At 65.2% G+C, this 18,075-nt stretch carries 18 protein-coding genes; 12 read left to right on the plus strand and 6 right to left on the minus strand.

Annotated elements, in window-relative coordinates:
* Positions 1–185: 185 nt before the first annotated feature.
* From QMG72_RS12150 to nrdR, 3 genes are all read left to right on the plus strand, one after another.
* Positions 186–824, plus strand: coding sequence for a hypothetical protein (locus QMG72_RS12150; protein ID WP_283480636.1), 639 nt, complete (start codon positions 186–188; stop codon positions 822–824).
* A gap of 64 nt (positions 825–888) precedes the next feature.
* Positions 889–2,280: a histidinol dehydrogenase gene (gene hisD / locus QMG72_RS12155; protein WP_283480638.1), complete on the plus strand. Its 1,392-nt coding sequence runs from the start codon at positions 889–891 to the stop codon at positions 2,278–2,280.
* A gap of 137 nt (positions 2,281–2,417) precedes the next feature.
* The gene (nrdR, locus tag QMG72_RS12160) at positions 2,418–2,909 is read left to right on the plus strand and encodes a transcriptional regulator NrdR (RefSeq protein ID WP_226773320.1); all 492 of its coding nucleotides are present in this window, start codon (positions 2,418–2,420) and stop codon (positions 2,907–2,909) included.
* A gap of 145 nt (positions 2,910–3,054) precedes the next feature.
* On the opposite strand, the gene ppgK is transcribed toward nrdR, so the two are convergent.
* Together ppgK and map are read right to left on the minus strand one after the other, a co-directional pair.
* Entirely contained in the window at positions 3,055–3,858 is an 804-nt protein-coding gene (gene ppgK / locus QMG72_RS12165) for a polyphosphate--glucose phosphotransferase (RefSeq protein WP_283480641.1), read from the minus strand.
* Between the two features lie 84 nt (positions 3,859–3,942).
* Complete coding sequence (gene map / locus QMG72_RS12170; RefSeq protein ID WP_283480642.1) at positions 3,943–4,821, minus strand: type I methionyl aminopeptidase; 879 nt, start codon at positions 4,819–4,821, stop codon at positions 3,943–3,945.
* 74 nt (positions 4,822–4,895) lie between these two features.
* Here map and QMG72_RS12175 point away from each other — a divergent pair, with 74 nt between their 5' ends.
* Positions 4,896–5,060, plus strand: a complete 165-nt coding sequence (locus QMG72_RS12175; RefSeq protein WP_253033137.1) for an SPOR domain-containing protein — start codon at positions 4,896–4,898, stop codon at positions 5,058–5,060.
* 149 nt (positions 5,061–5,209) lie between these two features.
* Here QMG72_RS12175 and panB read toward each other — a convergent pair whose 3' ends face one another.
* The gene (gene panB, locus QMG72_RS12180) at positions 5,210–6,115 is read right to left on the minus strand and encodes a 3-methyl-2-oxobutanoate hydroxymethyltransferase (protein WP_226773316.1); all 906 of its coding nucleotides are present in this window, start codon (positions 6,113–6,115) and stop codon (positions 5,210–5,212) included.
* 253 nt (positions 6,116–6,368) lie between these two features.
* On the opposite strand from panB, the gene glnA (QMG72_RS12185) reads away from it, so the two are divergent.
* The 7 genes from glnA (QMG72_RS12185) to QMG72_RS12215 all read left to right on the plus strand — a co-directional run bounded on the left by glnA (QMG72_RS12185) (position 6,369) and on the right by QMG72_RS12215 (position 14,432).
* Positions 6,369–7,709: a type I glutamate--ammonia ligase gene (gene glnA, locus QMG72_RS12185; protein WP_226773315.1), complete on the plus strand. Its 1,341-nt coding sequence runs from the start codon at positions 6,369–6,371 to the stop codon at positions 7,707–7,709.
* A 9-nt stretch (positions 7,710–7,718) separates the two neighbouring features.
* Positions 7,719–10,730 carry a bifunctional [glutamine synthetase] adenylyltransferase/[glutamine synthetase]-adenylyl-L-tyrosine phosphorylase gene (locus QMG72_RS12190; RefSeq protein WP_283480645.1) on the plus strand — a complete coding sequence of 1,004 codons (3,012 nt, stop codon included), beginning with the start codon at positions 7,719–7,721 and terminating at the stop codon, positions 10,728–10,730.
* Positions 10,731–10,932: 202 nt separating this feature from the next.
* Positions 10,933–12,363, plus strand: coding sequence for an amino acid ABC transporter substrate-binding protein/permease (locus tag QMG72_RS12195; protein WP_226773331.1), 1,431 nt, complete (start codon positions 10,933–10,935; stop codon positions 12,361–12,363).
* A complete protein-coding gene (locus QMG72_RS12200; protein ID WP_226773313.1) occupies positions 12,360–13,109 on the plus strand; it encodes an amino acid ABC transporter ATP-binding protein in 750 nt (249 codons plus the stop codon). The genes QMG72_RS12195 and QMG72_RS12200 overlap by 4 nt, the downstream gene beginning before the upstream one ends.
* Positions 13,110–13,173: 64 nt before the next feature.
* Entirely contained in the window at positions 13,174–13,590 is a 417-nt protein-coding gene (locus QMG72_RS12205; RefSeq protein WP_226773312.1) for a VOC family protein, read from the plus strand.
* Between the two features lie 51 nt (positions 13,591–13,641).
* Positions 13,642–14,157: a GNAT family N-acetyltransferase gene (locus QMG72_RS12210; RefSeq protein WP_283480648.1), complete on the plus strand. Its 516-nt coding sequence runs from the start codon at positions 13,642–13,644 to the stop codon at positions 14,155–14,157.
* Positions 14,158–14,231: 74 nt separating this feature from the next.
* Positions 14,232–14,432, plus strand: coding sequence for a death domain-containing protein (locus QMG72_RS12215; RefSeq protein WP_226773310.1), 201 nt, complete (start codon positions 14,232–14,234; stop codon positions 14,430–14,432).
* Between the two features lie 88 nt (positions 14,433–14,520).
* Here the strand turns inward: QMG72_RS12215 and glnA (QMG72_RS12220) are convergent, their stop codons facing one another.
* Entirely contained in the window at positions 14,521–15,945 is a 1,425-nt protein-coding gene (glnA, locus tag QMG72_RS12220) for a type I glutamate--ammonia ligase (RefSeq protein WP_253033132.1), read from the minus strand.
* 297 nt (positions 15,946–16,242) lie between these two features.
* Here glnA (QMG72_RS12220) and QMG72_RS12225 point away from each other — a divergent pair, with 297 nt between their 5' ends.
* A complete protein-coding gene (locus QMG72_RS12225) occupies positions 16,243–16,680 on the plus strand; it encodes an RDD family protein (RefSeq protein ID WP_283480650.1) in 438 nt (145 codons plus the stop codon).
* Positions 16,681–16,793: 113 nt separating this feature from the next.
* Here the strand turns inward: QMG72_RS12225 and QMG72_RS12230 are convergent, their stop codons facing one another.
* Together QMG72_RS12230 and QMG72_RS12235 are read right to left on the minus strand one after the other, a co-directional pair.
* Positions 16,794–17,156 carry a DUF3817 domain-containing protein gene (locus QMG72_RS12230; RefSeq protein ID WP_283480651.1) on the minus strand — a complete coding sequence of 121 codons (363 nt, stop codon included), beginning with the start codon at positions 17,154–17,156 and terminating at the stop codon, positions 16,794–16,796.
* 131 nt (positions 17,157–17,287) lie between these two features.
* Positions 17,288–18,049: a DUF4191 domain-containing protein gene (locus tag QMG72_RS12235; RefSeq protein ID WP_226773306.1), complete on the minus strand. Its 762-nt coding sequence runs from the start codon at positions 18,047–18,049 to the stop codon at positions 17,288–17,290.
* Positions 18,050–18,075 lie beyond the last annotated feature (26 nt).

Genomic DNA, 18,075 nt, shown 5'->3' on the forward strand with positions numbered 1-18,075 from the left:
TTGGTCCTCTGCGGCCACTGCAATCCCACTCCCTGGTGCACATTTGTGTCATTCCTACCCCGCCAGCGTATTCTCTCAGCGCCCGGCCGCGGTACTTGTTGCCCGCGACGCGTCATGTGGACGGTCATCGGGCCCAGTGCGGCGTGGTGTGCCCGCCCGGCCAAAAGCTTGTTAAAGTTTGTTCCATGACACAGCCCGCACTCAATGGCCAGCTCCCGCAGCACGCCCGGCAGGACCCGCTGCAGGGACCGGCCGGGATGCCGGGTCCCGAATCCCGGCAGGGTATTCCCGCCGCAGCGCCGGGACCGCCGCCGCTCGTGCGCGTTGTGACGTGGCGTAAAGCTGCCGTTATCGCTGCTGCCGGTGTGCCGGCGGGGCTGCTGTGGTGGCTCCTGGCCCCGTCCGGCCTTAACCTGCTCTCGGGTGATCCGCAGTTGCGCAGCGGGGCAAACACCGAAGGGTGGCTGCCCCGGGACCTGGTCCTGGCGGCCCTGATGCTGCTGGCCGGCTGCATTTCCGGTGCCGTCGCTTCCGGCAGCAAGCATAACGGGCCGTCCAGCCGGGAGGTCCTGGTGGCAGTGGGTGCCGGCGCACTCGGCGCACTCGCCGCGTGGGGGACCGGCGTGCTGTGCGGCCTGTGGTGGGGAACGCCCGAGGACACGTCGGCGAACGCCAGTATCGCCTTTTCGCTGCGGTCCGTGGCGGTCCTGACAATGTGGCCGGCCGCTACTGCCCTTGCGATCTTTTTGAGCACCCTCGGGAGTAAACCGGCTCCGGAAAGCGGGCCTGGGGCTCACGGTGCGGACCCCGAAGCCCTGGAGTAGCCAGCCGGAACCACCCGGCGACGAGCGGCGCGGCACGTGCCCGCGGGACCCGTAAAATAAACGGGTGACCCTTTCAGCTGACAGTTCCGTGCCCGCCGCTACTGCGCCCCCGGCCCCCGCCGGGCTCACCTTCCGTACCGTTGACCTGCGCGGCCAGCGGTTGACACTTGCCGGCCTCCGCGCCGCGGTACCCCGCGCAAAAGCCGGCGCCATGGCGGATGCGGAGCAGACCGTCCTGGGCATTATCGCCACCGTCCGCGCCGGGGGCTTCGAGGCGCTGAGTGAACTGGCCCGAACGTTCGACGACGTCGAGCAAGCACACCCCCGGGTTCCCGGCGGGGCACTGACGGACGCCTTGGCCGGGCTCGACCCCGACGTCCGGGCAGCACTGGAAGAATCCATCTCACGTGCCCGGCGCTTTGCCGATGCCCAGCGGCCGGCCGACACCGATGTCGAACTCGGCGACGGGGCGGTGGTCAGCCAAAAATGGGTCCCGGTAGCGCGTGTGGGACTCTATGTGCCCGGCGGGCTGGCGGTCTACCCGTCCTCCGTCATTATGAACGTTGTTCCTGCCCTCGCGGCCGGCGTCGAATCCATCGCCCTGGCTTCGCCGCCGCAAAAGGACTTCAACGGACTCCCGCACCCCACGATCCTCGCCGCGGCATGCCTGCTGGGCATTAACGAGGTCTACGCGATCGGCGGCGCCCAGGCGATCGCCGCGTTCGCCTATGGCATCCCCGCCTCGGAGGGGAACGCCGGACTGGACCCGGTCGACGTTGTCACCGGTCCCGGCAACGTCTTCGTCGCCACTGCCAAACGCCTCGTCAAAGGTGTTGTGGGCATCGATTCCGAGGCCGGCACAACGGAAATTGCGATCCTGGCCGACGATTCGGCCCGGCCGGACCTCGTCGCGGCGGACCTGATCAGCCAGGCCGAGCACGACCCCAAAGCTGCGTCAGTTCTGGTCACGGATTCCGAGCTGCTCGCCGCCGCGGTTCGGGTGGAACTGGACCGTCAGGCGGCCCTGACCAAACACCGGGACCGGGTCCGCGAGGCGCTCTCCGGTCCGCAGTCCGGCGTTGTCCTGGTGGACAACCTCGACCAGGGCATTGCGGCGTGCAACGCCTACGCGGCCGAACACCTGGAAATTATGACGGCGGACGCTGCCAGTGTCGCGGGCCGGATCCGCAGCGCCGGGGCGATCTTTGTGGGCGACTACAGCCCGGTCAGCCTGGGCGACTACTGTGCCGGGTCAAACCATGTGCTGCCGACCAGCGGCACCGCGGCCTTCTCCTCGGGGTTGAACGTGACCACCTTCCTGCGCGCCATCCAGGTGGTTAACTACACCCGCGCGGCCTTGGAAGAGGTCAGCGGACACATCGTGAGCCTGGCTGGAGCCGAGGATCTGCCGGCGCACGGCGAAGCCGTCACCGCCCGCTTTGCCGGCGGCGCCTGACCACTACATGTAGTAATTACAGGATTGTTATTCGCCTACATCTAGTCGTAAACTGATGGTGGAGACAAAAATGCTCCGCCGAACCGCGGGTGTTCGCCCGCGTTTGGTCATCGGTCTGCGACAGGGGACGGAACGAGATGTATTGCCCGTTTTGCCGGAACCCTGATTCGCGGGTGGTCGACAGCCGGATAGCCGACGATGGCTCGGCCATTCGCCGCCGCCGGCAGTGCCCCGAGTGCGGCCGGCGTTTTACCACCGTGGAGACCACCAGCCTGAGCGTGATCAAGCGCTCCGGAGTCGGCGAGCCGTTTAGCCGCAGCAAAATCATCAACGGTGTCCGCAAGGCCTGCCAGGGCCGTCCCGTCACCGAGGACGACCTCGCCATGCTGGCCCAGGAAGTCGAGGAGACGATCCGGGCAGCCGGCGCCGCCGAAATCGATGCCCATGAAGTGGGTCTCGCAATCCTCAACCCGCTCCAGCGGCTCGATGAGGTGGCCTACCTGCGCTTCGCAAGTGTCTACCAGGCCTTCGAGTCCCTCGAGGACTTCGAGGCTGCCATTTCGCTGCTCCGCCACGAAGCCGAAAGCAAGGCCCGCGAAGGCCAGAGCCAACAGAAGAGCCCGCTCTAGGGGCGTATCAGGAGCGCCGGCTCACAGACTCCGGTGGTGGCAGCGGAGGGGAAGCCGCGGCCACCACCGGCACCAATCAAGAAAAGACCCACCACTCCGGGTCGTCGCCAGCGCGCAGGACAACCCGGAGTGAGAGCCCATCCGGCTACTTGGCCAGTTGGTGCTGCAGCGCGATTTCGAGCGCCGCCCCGACGATTCCGGCGTCATTCTTCAGCTTGGCCGACACAATCGGTGTGCGCAGCTGCAGCCGCGGCAGGTATTCGTCGGCGCGCTTCGAGATGCCGCCTCCGACGATGAACAATTCGGGGGAGAAGAGGAATTCCACGTGGGAGAAGTAGCGCTGCAGCAGAACGCTGTACTCCTCCCAGCTCAGTCCGTCCCGTTCCCGGGCAACGGCTGAGGCCTTGCTTTCGGCATCAAATCCGTCAATTTCGAGGTGGCCGAGTTCGGCATTCGGCACAAGCTTGCCATCGAAGATAAAGGCTGAACCGATCCCGGTGCCGAGCGTGATGACCAGCACGGTTCCTTTGACGGACTCGCCGGCGCCGAAGCGTGCCTCCGCCAGCCCGGCGGCATCGGCGTCGTTAATGACCTCAACCGGCCGCCCGAGGCGGGCGGTCAGCAGGGCATCGATGTCCATTTCCAGCCAGGACTTATCCACGTTGGCGGCGGAGTGGACCACGCCGTGCTGGATGATGCCGGGGAAGGTCACACCGACCGGCGAGTCCGGTGCCGGCGCGTCCGGCCGGGCCGTCAAATCGGCAACGACCTGGGCCACGACATCGGCAACGGATTCGGGGGTGGAGGGCTGCGGGGTGGGGATACGCAGGCGCTCCCCGAGCAGCTTGCCCTTTTTCAGGTCGACGATTCCGCCCTTGATCCCGGTACCACCGATGTCGATGCCGATCAGCGTGGTGTTTTTGGTCGACTTCTCGTCCTTCTTGGCCAATGTGGTTCCGTTCGTGGCAGGGGCGGAGCTAGCAGGGATCGGCGCAGGGCCGAGATGCGAAGACCGGGATCTTCTGTGGGGCAATCAGGGGAGGGTCAGCACTTCGGCACCGGTCTCCGTCACAAGCAGGGTGTGCTCGAACTGCGCAGTGCGTTTGCGGTCACGGGTGACGACGGTCCAGTCGTCGGCCCACATGTCCCAGTCCACGGTGCCCAGCGTCAACATCGGTTCAATCGTGAAGACCATGCCGGCCTCAATCACCGTGTTGTAGGCCGGGGCAGCGTCGTAGTGCGGGATGATCAGGCCGGTGTGGAAGGCCTCGCCCACACCGTGGCCGGTGAAGTCGCGGACAACGCCGTAGCCGAAGCGCTTGGCGTAGGACCCAATAGTGCGGCCGATGACATTGATTTCGCGGCCCGGGGCCACCGCACGAATCGCGCGGTTCAGGGATTCCTGCGTGCGCTCAACCAGCAGGCGGGATTCCTCATCCACGTCGCCGGCCAGGAAGGTGTAGTTGGTGTCGCCGTGCACGCCGCCGATAAAGGCGGTGATGTCGATGTTGACGATGTCACCGTCCCTGACCACAGTGCTGTCCGGGATGCCATGGCAGATGACTTCGTTCAAGGACGAGCACAGCGACTTGGGAAAGCCGCGGTAGCCCAAAGTCGATGGATACGCGTTGTGGTCCAGCAGGAATTCGTGGCCCACCCGGTCCAGCTGGTCGGTCGTGACGCCGGGCACGATGTGCCTGCCGACCTCCACGATGGCCTGCGCGGCAATCCGGGAGGCGGTGCGGATCTTCTCGATCGTCTCCGCCTGCTTGACCTCAGAGCCGGTGAACTTGGCCGGCGCGGGTTTGCCCACGTATTCGGGGCGCGGGATCGAGGCCGGAACGGGAAGCTGAGGACTGACAGCTCCCGGGACCAGCGTGCCGATGGGTGCAGTCGAGGCTAGGGAAGGCATACATTGATCATATAAGGCGCGGCCGGAGGCGCAGAAACAAATCCGAACAAAGCCACACCAGCTGAGGAGAATCCATGCCCGAGTACTGGTACAACGTCACCACCCATAAGGTTGAAGAGGACGCCATGTCCGACTGGAGCCAGCTGATCGGCCCGTACGCAACGCGCGACGAAGCAGAACACGCGCTCGAGAAAGTCAAAGCCCGCAACGAATCGTGGGAAAAGGGCGACGACGACTAGGCGGCCCACACTGAGCAGGCTGGTCCTGCGCGCCGGCATCCGGGGTCCGGCACGCCGCCGGGGACACCTGCTCCCTGGCCGGGCGCCCGCTGGAACGGGCGCCCGTCGGAACGGCCGCGCCGGAAAAGGCGCGCCGGAACGGGTGTCCGCTAGAACGAGTGCTCGGGGCCGGGGAACTGGCCGGTGCGTACGTCCTCGCCGTAGGCCTTCGCGGCGTCGCTGAGTGAAGTCCGCAGGTCAGCGTACTGCTTGACGAACCTGGCCATTTTGCCGCCGCGCAGTCCCGCCATATCCTGCCACACGAGTACCTGGCCGGTGGTGGCGTTGCCGGCGCCGATGCCGATGGTGGGGACCTCGACGGCGGCGTCCACGGCTGCCGCTGTCGCGGCGGGCACCATTTCCATCAACACGCAGAACGCCCCGGCGTCGGCCAGGGCGACGGCATCGTCGATCAGGCGCTGGGCGTCATCGCCGCGGCCCTGCACCCGGTAGCCACCGAGGGCATGCTCGCTTTGCGGGGTAAAACCGATGTGCGCCATCACCGGAATGCCGGCCTGGACCATGGCCCGGACGGTTTCGGCATAGAACTGTCCGCCCTCGATCTTGACCGCGTGTGCGAGGCCTTCCTTGAGGAACCTGACTCCGGTGGCCACCCCCTGCTGGGCAGAGACCTCGTAGCTGCCAAAGGGAAGATCCGCCACCACCAGGGCGCGCTTGGCCGAACGGGCCACTGCCCGGCACAACGGGAGCAGCTCATCGACCGTGACGGGCAGGGACGTCTCATTGCCAAAGACATTGTTGGACGCCGAGTCGCCCACCAGCAGGACTTCGATGCCGGCCTGGTCAAAGATTTCCGCCGTGTACTGGTCGTAGGCGGTCAGCATGGCAAAGCGTTCACCGTTGAGTTTCGCCTGGCGCAGGTGGTGGGTGCGGACCCGGGCCACCGGCTTCCGGGTGACCGGTTCCTGGCCCGCGGCAGGCGCCGCCGGGCCGCTGCCGTAGGGTGCGGCTAGTTCTGCGGGCATGCTGGAATCGGTGTTGTTGCTTGTGGCCATGGCACGAGCGTAGTGCGATAGCGCGTGTCCTAGCTACCGGCTTCCGGCCCGCGCCCGGGTGAATCACGTCACACCGCGTTCGCCGCAGCGGCTTGTGGCGGCGAATTTCGGGGTCCGGGTGTTAACGCTGTGTTACGCGCAGCAGCCGTGCCAGCATTCGGTGGCAATGATTAGTAAAGTGAAGCCTGAGCAGCTGCGGGATCCATGCATGACGGGCCTGGGGCACGGACGAAAGAACCGGAAAGAGGCCACTATGGACCGCCAGCAAGAGTTTGTCCTGCGGACGATCGAAGAGCGTGACGTGCGGTTCGTGCGGTTGTGGTTCACCGACGTCGTCGGTTCGCTGAAATCGGTGGCGCTGGCCCCGGCTGAAGTCGAGGGCGCGTTTGAGGAAGGCCTTGGCTTTGACGGCTCCTCGATCGAGGGCCTCGCCCGGGTTTTCGAATCCGACATGCTGGCCCAGCCGGACCCTGCCACGTTCCAGATCCTGCCGTGGCGCGGCGAGACCGAGGCAACGTCCCGGATGTTCTGCGACATCCTGACGCCCGACGGCGAACCGTCGGCTGCTGATCCCCGCAATGTCCTCAAGCGCAACCTGGCCAAGGCCGCGGACATGGGCTTCACCTGCTACACCCACCCCGAGATCGAGTTCTACCTGCTCAAGTCCCAGCAGCCGGGCCCGGACGGTTCCCCCGTCCCCGTGGACGAGGGCGGCTACTTCGACCACGTTCCGGGCGGGGTGGCGCAGGACTTCCGCCGCACCGCCGTGACCATGCTCGAATCCGTCGGCATCTCGGTTGAGTTCAGCCACCACGAGGCCGGCCCGGGCCAGAACGAAATCGACCTGCGCTATGCGGATGCGCTGCAGACCGCGGACAACATCATGACCTTCCGCACGGTGATCAAAGAGGTAGCGCTGCAGCAGGGCACCTACGCCACCTTTATGCCCAAACCCTTCACTGCCCACCCGGGTTCGGGCATGCACACGCACTTTTCGCTCTTCGAAGGCGACACCAACGCGTTCTACGAGGCGGGGGCGGAATTCCAGCTCTCCGAAACGGCCCGGCAGTTCATCGCCGGCATCCTCAAGCACGCCCCGGAGTTCACCGCTGTCACCAACCAGTTTGTGAACTCCTACAAGCGGCTCTGGGGCGGCGGAGAAGCCCCCAGCTACCTCAGCTGGGGACACAACAACCGCTCCGCGCTGGTCCGGGTTCCGCTGTACAAACCAGGCAAGGGCCAGTCCGCCCGGATTGAGTACCGCGGCATCGACTCGGCGGCCAACCCCTACCTGGCCTACGCCGTGCTGCTCGGTGCCGGGCTGAAGGGCATTGAGGAGGGCTACCAGCTCCCGCCCGCGGCCGAGGACGACATCTGGTCGCTGAGTTCGGCGGAGCGCCGGGCGATGGGCCACGACCCGCTCCCGGCCAGCCTGCACGACGCCATCCGGTCGATGGAGGACTCCGAACTGATGCCCCAGATCCTCGGCGAGCAGGTATTCGAGCACTTCCTGCGCAACAAGCGGGCCGAGTGGCAGGACTACCGTCTTCAGGTCACGCCCTACGAACTGCAGCGCAACCTCGGCATCCTCTAGGCGCCCCGGGTGAGTCTGGCACGACGCCTGATAGCCGCGGGTTTCAGCGATCTGGAGAAGAGCGAAAGGTTCCTGGCCGCCCCGGAGCTGGACGGCCTGGACCAGGACATCCTTTTCGCCGGCCTGCAGCTTGCCGCGAACCCTGACACGGCCCTGCAGTCACTGGTCAGGCTGATCGAAAAACACCACGATCTGCGCCGGCTGGCAGTCGCGGACCTGGACCGCAGCGAGCCCATGTACCGGGTTTTGGGTGCGTCCGAGGCGCTCGGCGAGTTCCTCATCCGCCATCCGGAGCACCTGAATGCCTTCGACGTGAAGGCCGGCCCCGAACCGCGGGAGGCAGAGACGGCGGTGCTGCGCGATCGGCTGCTGCGTTCCGTGCGGGCCGATCCGAAATCCAGCCGCCCAGTCGCGTCGGTGACCGGGCAGGAGGGCTACGAGGCATTGCGCACGGAGTACCGGCGCGGCCTGGTGGAGCTCGCCGTCAAAGACATCTGTGCCGCGGACCCGTTGGACTTTATGCCGGCCGCCGGCGCCGAACTCGCCGATCTCGCCGGCGCGGCAATCGAGGCAGCGTTGGCGGTCTCCCGGGCCGAAGCTGGCGAGCAGTTCAGCGCGGCCGAAGTGGCCGACGTCGGGTTGGCCGTGATCGGTATGGGCAAGTGCGGCGCCCGGGAACTGAACTACATTTCCGACGTCGACGTCATCTACGTCATCGAGTCCGGCTCGCTTGACGATTCGCGGGCCAACACGATCGGCACGGCCCTGGCGGCCGGTATATCCCGGGCCATTATGTCCACGGGCCGGGAACCCGGGCTGTGGGAGGTGGACGCGAACCTGCGTCCGGAGGGCAAATCCGGACCGCTGGTCAGAACCCTTGCCTCGCACGAGAGCTACTACGCACGCTGGGCCGAGAGCTGGGAATTCCAGGCCCTGCTCAAAGCCCGGACCATTGCCGGGGACACCGGGCTCGGCGCACGGTACGAGGCAGCCATTGCCCCGCTGGTCTGGTCATCCGCCGGCCGTGAAGGTTTCGTAGAGTCCGTCCGCTCCATGCGCCGACGGGTCACCGAAAACATTCCCGCCGAGGAGGAGCAGCGGCAGATCAAGCTGGGCCGGGGAGGGCTGCGGGACGTGGAATTCACTGTCCAGCTGCTGCAGCTGGTGCACGGCAAATCCGATGAGACCCTCCGGTGCCGGGACACCACTTCGGCTATCGCCGCTTTGTCAGCCGGCGGCTACATCGGGCGCTCCGATGCCGCCGAGTTTGATCGCGCCTACCGCTACCTCCGGCTGCTTGAACACCGGATCCAGCTCTTCCAGCTGCGCCGTACCCACCTGATGCCTGTCAAGGAAGCCTCGCTGCGGGCCCTCGCCAAAGCTATGCTGGGGCCTTTCTCCAGCGAACGGCCCAAACCAGACGCCCTGGTCGCGGTCTGGCGCAAGACCAAACGCTCCGTGCGGGAGTTGCACGAACGCATCTTCTACCGTCCGCTGCTCAACACGGCCGCAGCGCTGAGCAGCGAGGAAGCCAGGCTCAGCCCGGAAGCCGCGCAGGGGCGCCTCGCCGCCTTGGGGTACCTCGATCCGAGGGGCGCCATGCGGCACATCGAGGCACTCACCGGCGGTGTGAGCCGCCGGGCTGCGCTCCAGCGGCAGCTGCTGCCGATCCTGCTCGGCTGGCTCGCGGAGGGCGTGGACCCCGACGCCGGCCTGCTGGCCTTCCGCAGGGTCAGCGAGGCGCTCGGAACCACCCACTGGTACCTCGGTATGCTGCGGGATTCAACGGCGGCCGCCGAGCGGCTCTGCCACGTGCTCTCCAACTCCCGGCTGATTGCCGACCTGCTGGAAGTGTCGCCGGAATCTGTGGCGTGGCTTGGCTCGGACAAGGAACTGGTCCCGCTGACTTTCGCGGCACAGTGGCTTGAGATCGCGTCGAAGATGTCCCGGCACGCGGAGCCGGAAAGCGCCATGCGGCTGATCCGGCTGATCCGGCGGCGGGAGATCCTGCGGATTGCGATCGCGGACAGCGCCGGGCTGCTGGACCAGGACCAGGTCGGCGCGGCGCTGGCGGACACCGACCGGGCCGCGGTCCTGGGTGCCCTGCGCGTCGCGGAGTCCGTGGTGGCTGCCGGGGCGCCGCTCAAGACGGACGTGCTGGTGGTCGCCATGGGCCGGCAGGGCGGCCGGGAGATCGGCTACGGCTCGGACGCGGATGTGATGTATGTGCACCGGGGGCTGCCGGGTGTCCCCGAGGCAGAGGCCCAGGACCAGGCGCTGCAGATCGTCAGCAGGCTCTCCAGCCTGCTGACCCAGCCGCTGAAGCCTGCCATCCTCGCCGAACGCGTGCTGCTGGTGGACGCCGATTTGCGGCCCGAAGGTAAAAGCGGTCCCATGGTGCGGTCGCTCGAGTCCTACGCGGAGTATTACCGCCGGTGGTCACTGGTGTGGGAGGCGCAGGCGCTGCTCCGCGCCCGCCCGATGGCCGGCAACGACGTGCTTGCCGCTGACTTCGTAGCGCTCATCGACCCGGTCCGCTACCCCGAGCTGCTTTCCGAGCAGGATGCACGTGAGGTCCGCCGGGTCAAGGCCCGGGTGGAAGCTGAGCGGCTGCCCCGCGGCGCGGACCCCGCCAGGCACCTGAAACTGGGCCGCGGCGGCCTCAGCGACGTCGAGTGGCTGGCCCAGCTGCTGCAGTTGCAGCACGCCGGGAAACATCCCGGTTTGCGGACGACCTCCACCGTCGAGGCACTCGAGGAAGCTGCCGCCGTCGGACTGCTCGAAGCGGGCGATGTGGTGATCCTGCTCCGGGCCTGGCGGCTGGCCAGCAGGATCCGGTCGGCCAATGTGGTCTGGACCGGCAGGGCCTCGGACGTGCTGCCGTCCTCGCGCCGGGATTTGGAAGCCGTGGCCCGCTGGTGCGGCTACGGGCAGGGGAACGCCGCAGCCCTCGAGGAGGACTACCTGCGGCTGAGCCGCCGGGCGCGTGGGGTCTTCGAACGGGTCTTCTACGGCCAGTAACGCCGCCGTTCTGGATCAGCCGCTGTCCGGACCGGTGAATGCGGGTAATCTCTAGGGATGTCTGGCCGGGCTTTGCGCGTCTGGCCGTGCACTCCATCCGCTCATCAACAAGGGGTTGTTACTCTTGCCCAGAACACAGCAGAACGGGGCCGCCAGAGGGCGGACCACCGCTGTAATCGGAGCCTTGCTCGCAGTTGCAGCAATGTTCTTCGGTGCCGCCGGCGCAGCCGCGGCACCGGACTCCGCAGCACCAGCCGCGGCACAGGCAGGCGCGACGCCGTCGAGCCTGTCCGGAAAGACATTCGTCATCGGCACGGACACCACCTTCGCCCCGTTTGAATTCCGCGACACCGGCGGCGAGCTGACCGGCATCGACATGGACATCATCCGGGAGATCGCCAGGAACCAGGGTTTTGCCGTCGAGATCAAGTCGCTTGGCTTTAACGCCGCACTGCAGGCACTGTCCTCCAACCAGGTGGACGGTGTCATCGCCGGAATGTCCATCACGGATCAGCGCAAGCAGATCTACGACTTTTCCGAACCCTATTTCGAGTCGGGCGTCCAGATGGCTGTCGCGAAAGCCAACACGGACATTAAGGGCTACGGAGACCTTAAGGACAAGACCGTCACGGCCAAGACCGGCAGCGAAGGGGAGACGTTCGCCAAGTCCATCGCAGGGCAGTACGGCTTTACGGTCAAGTCGCTGGACCAGTCCGCCACGATGTACGAGCTGGTCAAATCCGGCAACGCCGTCGCGGTCTTTGATGACTACCCGGTCCTGGCCTATGGCATCAGCCAGAACAACGGTCTTAAGGCGGTGTCCGAGAAGGAAAAGGGCGGCTCCTACGGATTCGCCGTTAATAAGGGCCAGAACCCTGAACTGCTGCAGGCCTTCAACACCGGCCTCGCGGACCTGAAATCGAGCGGCAAGTACCAGGAAATCCTCGACAAGTACCTCAAGGACCCGGCCCAGGCCGTCGAGTCCAGCTTCTGGGACCTCCTGATCAACAGCTTCCCGGCACTGCTGAAGGGGTTGGGAAACACAGTCCTGGTCACCGGAATTTCGTTCGCCGTCGCCATGGTCGTCGGCCTGCTGATGGCCTTCCTGAAGATCTCGACCAGCCTCGTGTTGCGTGGTATTGCCACCACCTACGTCAGCATTTTTCGCGGCACGCCGCTGCTGGTCTGGGCCTTCTTCTTCTACTTCGGCATCCCGCAGCTTACCGGTGCGCCGATCGACATCTGGGTCGCCGGTGTGCTGACCCTCAGCCTGAACTCCGGCGCATACATTACCGAGATCGTCAGGGGATCCATCCAGTCCGTGGACCCTGGCCAGCTCGAAGCCAGCCGCAGCCTCGGCCTGGGCTACGCCAAGTCGATGCAAAAGGTGGTGGTCCCGCAGGCCTTCAAGATTATGACACCGTCACTGATCAACCAGCTGATCATCATGCTCAAGGACAGTTCCCTGCTGCTGGCCATCGGCTTCGCCGAACTTCTCTATCAGGGCCAGCAGATCTACGCAGGAAATTTCCGGATCACCGAAACGCTGCTGATCGTGGCGGTCCTGTACTTCGTGGTAATTATGCTGCTGACCAAGCTGGCCAACGTCGCGGATAAGAGGTTCAACAAATGAGCACGGCAGTCACTGCACCCAGTAAAATCTCCGTCCGCGGGCTGAAGAAGTCCTTCGGATCAAACGAGGTCCTCAAAGGCATCACCGCCGAAGTTGGCGAAGGCGAGGTCGTTTGCGTCATCGGACCCTCGGGTTCGGGCAAGTCAACCTTCCTGCGCTGCCTCAACAAGCTTGAAGACGTCACCGCCGGCCAGGTCACGGTGGACGGCTTCGACGTCACGGACCCCAAGGTGGACATCAACGAAGTCCGCAGGCACGTTGGTATGGTCTTCCAGCATTTCAACTTGTTCCCGCACATGTCCGTGCTTGAGAACATCATGCTCGCGCCGGTGGAATCCAAAAAGCAGGGCAAGGGCGAGGCCCTGGCCAACGCAGTCAAGCTGCTCAAGCGTGTGGGGCTGGCCGAGAAAGCGGATGCCCGGCCGGTGTCACTTTCCGGTGGCCAGAAGCAGCGGGTGGCAATCGCCCGTGCCTTGGCGATGAATCCGGACATTATGCTCTTCGATGAGGCGACCTCGGCCTTGGACCCTGAGATGGTCGGCGAAGTGCTCCAGGTCATCAAGGACCTGGCGGCCGAGGGCATGACAATGGTGCTTGTCACCCACGAGATGGGCTTCGCCCGCGAAGTAGCGGACCGGGTCCTCTTTATGGCGGACGGTGTCATTTGTGAAGAGGGGGCCCCGGAGGAGCTCTTCGGTAACCCCCAGCAGCAGCGGACCCGGGATTTCCTCTCCAAGGTGCTCTGACCCACGCTCCTGAGGGGGAGCGTTGGGGCTGGCAGGCGCCGGGTGACGGTGCTAATTTTGGGCCATGGCCAAGCAAATGTTCCTCAACCTCCCCGTCAGGGACCTGGAAAAGTCGGTCGCATTCTTCAGCGCACTGGGTTTTTCCTTCAACCCTGACTTCACCGACGAAAACGCCACGTGCATGATTGTCAACGACGATGCCTTTGTGATGCTGCTCGTCGAGGCATACTTCAAGACCTTTACCGCCAAGCCCGTCGCTGATGCCCGCAGCGCCACCGAGGCCATTATGTCCTTTTCCCTGGCCAGCCGCGAGGCCGTGGACGAGCTGGTCAGGACCGCCCTGACTGCCGGCGGAACCCCGTCCGAAGAAGCCCAGGACTACGGCTTTATGTACACCCACAGCTTCCAGGACCCGGATGGCCACCTCTGGGAGGTCTTCTGGATGGACCCGGCCGGGCCGCCCAAGGATGCGGCGCTCTGAGGCGATCCGGGCTCCCGGCTGCTATCCGGCCAGGGTGGGTACGCTTTTGGTATGCCTGAACTTGTGTGGCTGCTGCCACTGAAGAACCTCGACGACGACGCGCGCGCCATCAAATTGGGCGAAATCGCCGAACTGAACTTCACCGAAGAGCAGCAGAGGTTCGTTGGTGACCCGCTGCGGATGGTGCTGATCGCGCTCGAAGAGGACTCCCGGCACCCGTACGCGATTGACTGGAACGGAGCCGCCGTCGGGGTCCTGACGCTGCAGAGCGGGGCCGCGACCCTGGCTGGCTGGGCCGACGACGACTCCGTTTGGCTGCTGCGCGGTTTCCTGATCGACCGCTACCGGCAGGGCCGCGGCCTGGGCACCGCGGCGGCTGCGGCGGCCGTCCGGGCGGCAGCTCATCTCACCGCCACCCTCGGCGGCGCGCAGGCCGGCGTGGTGCTGTCCGTCAACAACGCTAACCCCGCAGGCCGGGCCGTCTACCGCAACGCGGGTTTCACGGACCACGGCCAGTATCTGGGCGGCGACGCGGGACCGCAGCGGACCTTCTACCGATCGTTCTGATGGTCGCAGCCTCTTGTCAACTTTCATTGACTTTTGGGCCTTCGTCAACTAACTTCGACGCCAGGAGGTGTCTGATGGAAACACTGATCGGTTCAATGGACGGCAAGGGTCCGGCGGAGGCGCTGTACGCTGTGGCCGAACTTCGCAAGGAGGTGGCACGCACCGAGACGGAAACGGTATTGCGCGCCCGCCGGGCAGGACTCTCGTGGGAAGCCATAGCAACCTGCCTTGGCGTGAGCAAGCAGGCAGTGCACAGGAAGTACGGCAAGCGCTGACCGACAAACGGGCGGCAATTGATTAAACAACGACGGCCCCCACCGGAAGGTGGGGGCCGTCGTCTGGACTGCGGACAGCCGGGAAGCCCTAGACGCCGTAGTACAGCTCGAACTCGTAGGGGTTCGGTCGCAGCGAGAGCGGACGGATCTCGTTCTCGTACTTGTATTCGATCCAGGTGTCGATCAGGTCCTGGGTGAAGACGCCGCCGGCCTGGAGGAACTCGTTGTCCTCGGCCAGGGCGTCCAAGGCCTCTTCGAGTGTGCCGGGCGCCTTGGGGATGTCCTTGGCTTCCTCGGCGGGGAGTTCGTAAAGGTCCTTGTCGATCGGAGCGGGCGGCTCGATGCGGTTGCGGATGCCATCGATGCCGGCCATCAGCTGGGCCGCGAAGGCCAGGTACGGGTTGGAGGAGGGGTCCGGTGCGCGGAACTCGATGCGCTTGGCCTTGGGGTTGGAGCCCGTGATCGGGATCCGGATACCGGCTGAGCGGTTGCCCTGCGAGTAAACCATGTTGACCGGGGCTTCGAAACCCTTGACCAGGCGGCGGTAGGAGTTCACCGTCGGGTTGGTGAACGCGAGCACGGCAGAGGAGTGCTTGAGCAGGCCGCCGATGTACCAGCGCGCCATGTCCGAGAGTCCCGCATAACCCTTTTCGTCGTAGAACAGCGGCTCGCCACCGGTCCACAGCGACTGGTGGCAGTGCATGCCCGAACCGTTGTCACCAAAAACCGGCTTCGGCATAAAGGTGACCGACTTGCCCCAGGCATCGGCAGTGTTTTTGATGACGTACTTGAACTTCTGCAGGTCATCAGCTGCGTGGGTCAGGGTGGTGAACTTGTAGTTGATCTCAGCCTGGCCGGCGGAACCGACCTCGTGGTGGCTGCGCTCAACCTCAAGGCCGGCTTCGTCCAGGGCGATGCACATGGCATCGCGGAGGTCGGCCTGCTTGTCGGTGGGGGAGACCGGGAAGTAGCCGCCCTTGATCGGGGTCTTGTACCCGAGGTTTCCGCCCTCTTCCTCGCGGCCGGTGTTCCAGTGAGCTTCCTCGGAGTCGATCTTGTAGAAGCTGCCCTGCGGAGAAGACTGGTACTGGACGTTGTCGAAGACGAAGAACTCAGCCTCCGGCGCAAAGAAGGCGGTGTCGGCGATGCCGGTGGAAGCCAGGTAGGCCTCCGCTTTCTCAGCCACGCCGCGGGGATCGCGGTGGTACGGGTCACCCGTGCGTGGGTTGACGATCGAGAAGTTCAACGCAAGAGTCTTCTCCATGCGGAACGTGTCCAGGAACGCCGTCGTAACGTCCGGGATGAGCTGCATGTCCGACTCGGCGATGCCCTGGAAGCCACGGATCGACGAACCGTCGAAGAGTTGGCCGTTGACGAAGAAGTCCGCGTCGACACTCTTGGCCGGCACATTAAAGTGCTGCTGAACGCCGGGGAGGTCGGTGAAGCGAATATCGACGAACTTTACGTCTTCGTCTTTGATGAACTTGAGGACTTCGTCCGCAGTCTTGAACATCTATGCTCCTTATGCATGTGAAAGATCCGGCCATAGGCCGCGTGGTCCAGCGCAGTCCGGCAGCGGGGAAAACACAATGGTGTGCCCCGCTCCTGTGCCGCCGGCAACTGTTACCACCCTAAGGACACGGGATTTCCCCATGGTGTCCGCTTTGTTTCCGGCACGTTACAGAATGCCCTGACAGGTAAACGGTAGTCGCTGTCCACAACGTGGCCTATCCGTGACCAGAGTGTGGCCTCGGAAGGTCCACACTCTGAACAGAGCGGCGCGGCCGCCCAATGCCGATAGGCTTGGAGCGTGGTTGATCGTAAAGACATAGGCTCATGGCTCAGCGGGCCGGACACCTCCGGCATTTCGAAGTACCCGGGGGAGCGACTGGGCCTGCCCGAGTCCGGACCGGGGTCGATTGCCCGCGCCGGCCGACGCATTCTGGCCATCTGCCTTGACTGGGGAATCGCGTTGCTGATCAGCAACTTCGCGTTCGCCGGGGATTCCTGGGCTACGCTTGCCGTCTTCGCGATCGAGCAGGCGCTGCTGGTGGGCACCCTTGGTTACAGCATCGGCCACCGCATCGTGGGGATCCATGTGATCCGGCTCGGCGGCGGCCCCGCAGGCCCCTTGGCCGCCCTGGCCCGAAGCGTCCTCCTGTGCCTGGTGATCCCGGCTGTCATCTTCGACCCTGACCACCGCGGACTCCACGACAAGGCCATGAACACAGTCCTGGTCCGGATGTAGCCATCTGCGGGACGCTGCGGCTGACGGCTCGCGGCTTCCGTGCGGACTCGACGCCCCTAACCCGCGAGCGACGCCCCTAACCCGCGAGCGACGGAGCGGACGGGGGAGTAAGGCTACGTGCCGGCCGTCTGGCGTGCCGGCGTCGGCGTGCCTTTACCGGCGGGCACGTCCAGGTAACCGTGGCGTCCGGCCCAGCGCTCAAAGCCGATCGTGGCGAAAGGGAACATCGCGGACAACCCGGCGAACAGGGCCGCCCGGAACGGCCACCGCTGCATCTTCCATAGCGTCAGCGCTGAGATTCCGTAGCCGATGAAGAAGGCACCGTGGATCGGACCCGCGATCTCCACACCGAGCTCAGTGGTCCGGGTGACCCACTTGAGGAACATGCCTATCAGCAGAGCGGCCCAGCTAAAAGCTTCGGCGATGGCCAGCGCCCGGAAGAGGCGGATCACGGCAGGAGTGGAGGGCAGTTTCATGGCGGAATCTCCAGGTTCGGTCCCGGCGGGACAGGGGAAAGTCTGGTCAGGGAAGTCTGGTAAAACGGAAAAGCCCCGGCGGCCGGCCTTAACGGCGGTTACCGGGGCGTCCCTGGTCTTTGGCGTGTGGCTTAGCGTCCGCGGGATGCCTTGCGGTCCGGGCGGGCCTTGTAGGGATCAATGCCCTTGGGGATCGGCAGGCGGCTGCCCAGCGACGAGATGCGCTTGGAGACCGTGCTGACCTCGAGCTTCGTCAGTTCGCTCTTCATCTTGGTCATCTTCTTGGCGACCTGGCTGATCGGAACCTGGCCTTCGCCGCGGCCGCTTTCAATAACGTGGATGGTGACGTTGGGCAGGATGCGGCCCAGGCGCTTGCGTTCGGCGTCGAGCAGGGGCTTGACCCGGGCGCTGGGGCCCTCGCTGACGAGTACAACACCGGGACGGCCGATGGCGCGGAAGACGGCGTCCTGGGTGCGGGGGTTAACCGCAACAGGCTGCTCTTCGACGATCCAGCCGCGCTTGAGCGTGCCCATTGCCGCGCCCGAGGCACCTGGCTGGTTTTCGATCCGCGCGAACGCGGCACGTTCGGCGCGGCGCGAGAGGATGAGGGTGGCCGCGAGGACGCCCAGCGGGATGCCGATGATCAGCCCGGTAATCCAGTTATCCAGCAGGAACCCGACAAAAAAGCTGACAGCGATGACGCCGAGGAATGCCAGGAGCATCAGCCACTGGACCATCGGATCGTGCTGGCGGGTCATCTGGAAGACCTCGCCGATTTGCTTCAGGCGGCTCGGCTTCTTGACCTTGGCCACTTTGGGCTTACGCGAAAAAAGGCCACGCTTCGGGGTGTCGGAAGCCGGAGTGGAGTTGCTGGGATCAGGGGAATTCGCCATAGTGCCTTACATTCTACGTGATCTGC

It is taken from the genome of Pseudarthrobacter sp. PH31-O2, assembly GCF_030063265.1.
GTDB lineage: Bacteria > Actinomycetota > Actinomycetes > Actinomycetales > Micrococcaceae > Arthrobacter.

Excerpts from the sequence above, each read along its gene's own strand:
- QMG72_RS12150 (WP_283480636.1), top strand. The coding sequence starts at position 186 with ATGACACAGCCCGCACTCAATGGCCAGCTCCCGCAGCACGCCCGGCAG.
- nrdR (WP_226773320.1), top strand. The coding sequence starts at position 2,418 with ATGTATTGCCCGTTTTGCCGGAACCCTGATTCGCGGGTGGTCGACAGC.
- map (WP_283480642.1), bottom strand. The coding sequence starts at position 4,821 with ATGCCTTCCCTAGCCTCGACTGCACCCATCGGCACGCTGGTCCCGGGA.
- QMG72_RS12175 (WP_253033137.1), top strand. The coding sequence starts at position 4,896 with ATGCCCGAGTACTGGTACAACGTCACCACCCATAAGGTTGAAGAGGAC.
- panB (WP_226773316.1), bottom strand. The coding sequence starts at position 6,115 with ATGGCCACAAGCAACAACACCGATTCCAGCATGCCCGCAGAACTAGCC.
- glnA (WP_226773315.1), top strand. The coding sequence starts at position 6,369 with ATGGACCGCCAGCAAGAGTTTGTCCTGCGGACGATCGAAGAGCGTGAC.
- QMG72_RS12195 (WP_226773331.1), top strand. The coding sequence starts at position 10,933 with ATGTTCTTCGGTGCCGCCGGCGCAGCCGCGGCACCGGACTCCGCAGCA.
- QMG72_RS12200 (WP_226773313.1), top strand. The coding sequence starts at position 12,360 with ATGAGCACGGCAGTCACTGCACCCAGTAAAATCTCCGTCCGCGGGCTG.
- QMG72_RS12205 (WP_226773312.1), top strand. The coding sequence starts at position 13,174 with ATGGCCAAGCAAATGTTCCTCAACCTCCCCGTCAGGGACCTGGAAAAG.
- QMG72_RS12210 (WP_283480648.1), top strand. The coding sequence starts at position 13,642 with ATGCCTGAACTTGTGTGGCTGCTGCCACTGAAGAACCTCGACGACGAC.
- QMG72_RS12215 (WP_226773310.1), top strand. The coding sequence starts at position 14,232 with ATGGAAACACTGATCGGTTCAATGGACGGCAAGGGTCCGGCGGAGGCG.
- glnA (WP_253033132.1), bottom strand. The coding sequence starts at position 15,945 with ATGTTCAAGACTGCGGACGAAGTCCTCAAGTTCATCAAAGACGAAGAC.
- QMG72_RS12230 (WP_283480651.1), bottom strand. The coding sequence starts at position 17,156 with ATGAAACTGCCCTCCACTCCTGCCGTGATCCGCCTCTTCCGGGCGCTG.
- QMG72_RS12235 (WP_226773306.1), bottom strand. The coding sequence starts at position 18,049 with ATGGCGAATTCCCCTGATCCCAGCAACTCCACTCCGGCTTCCGACACC.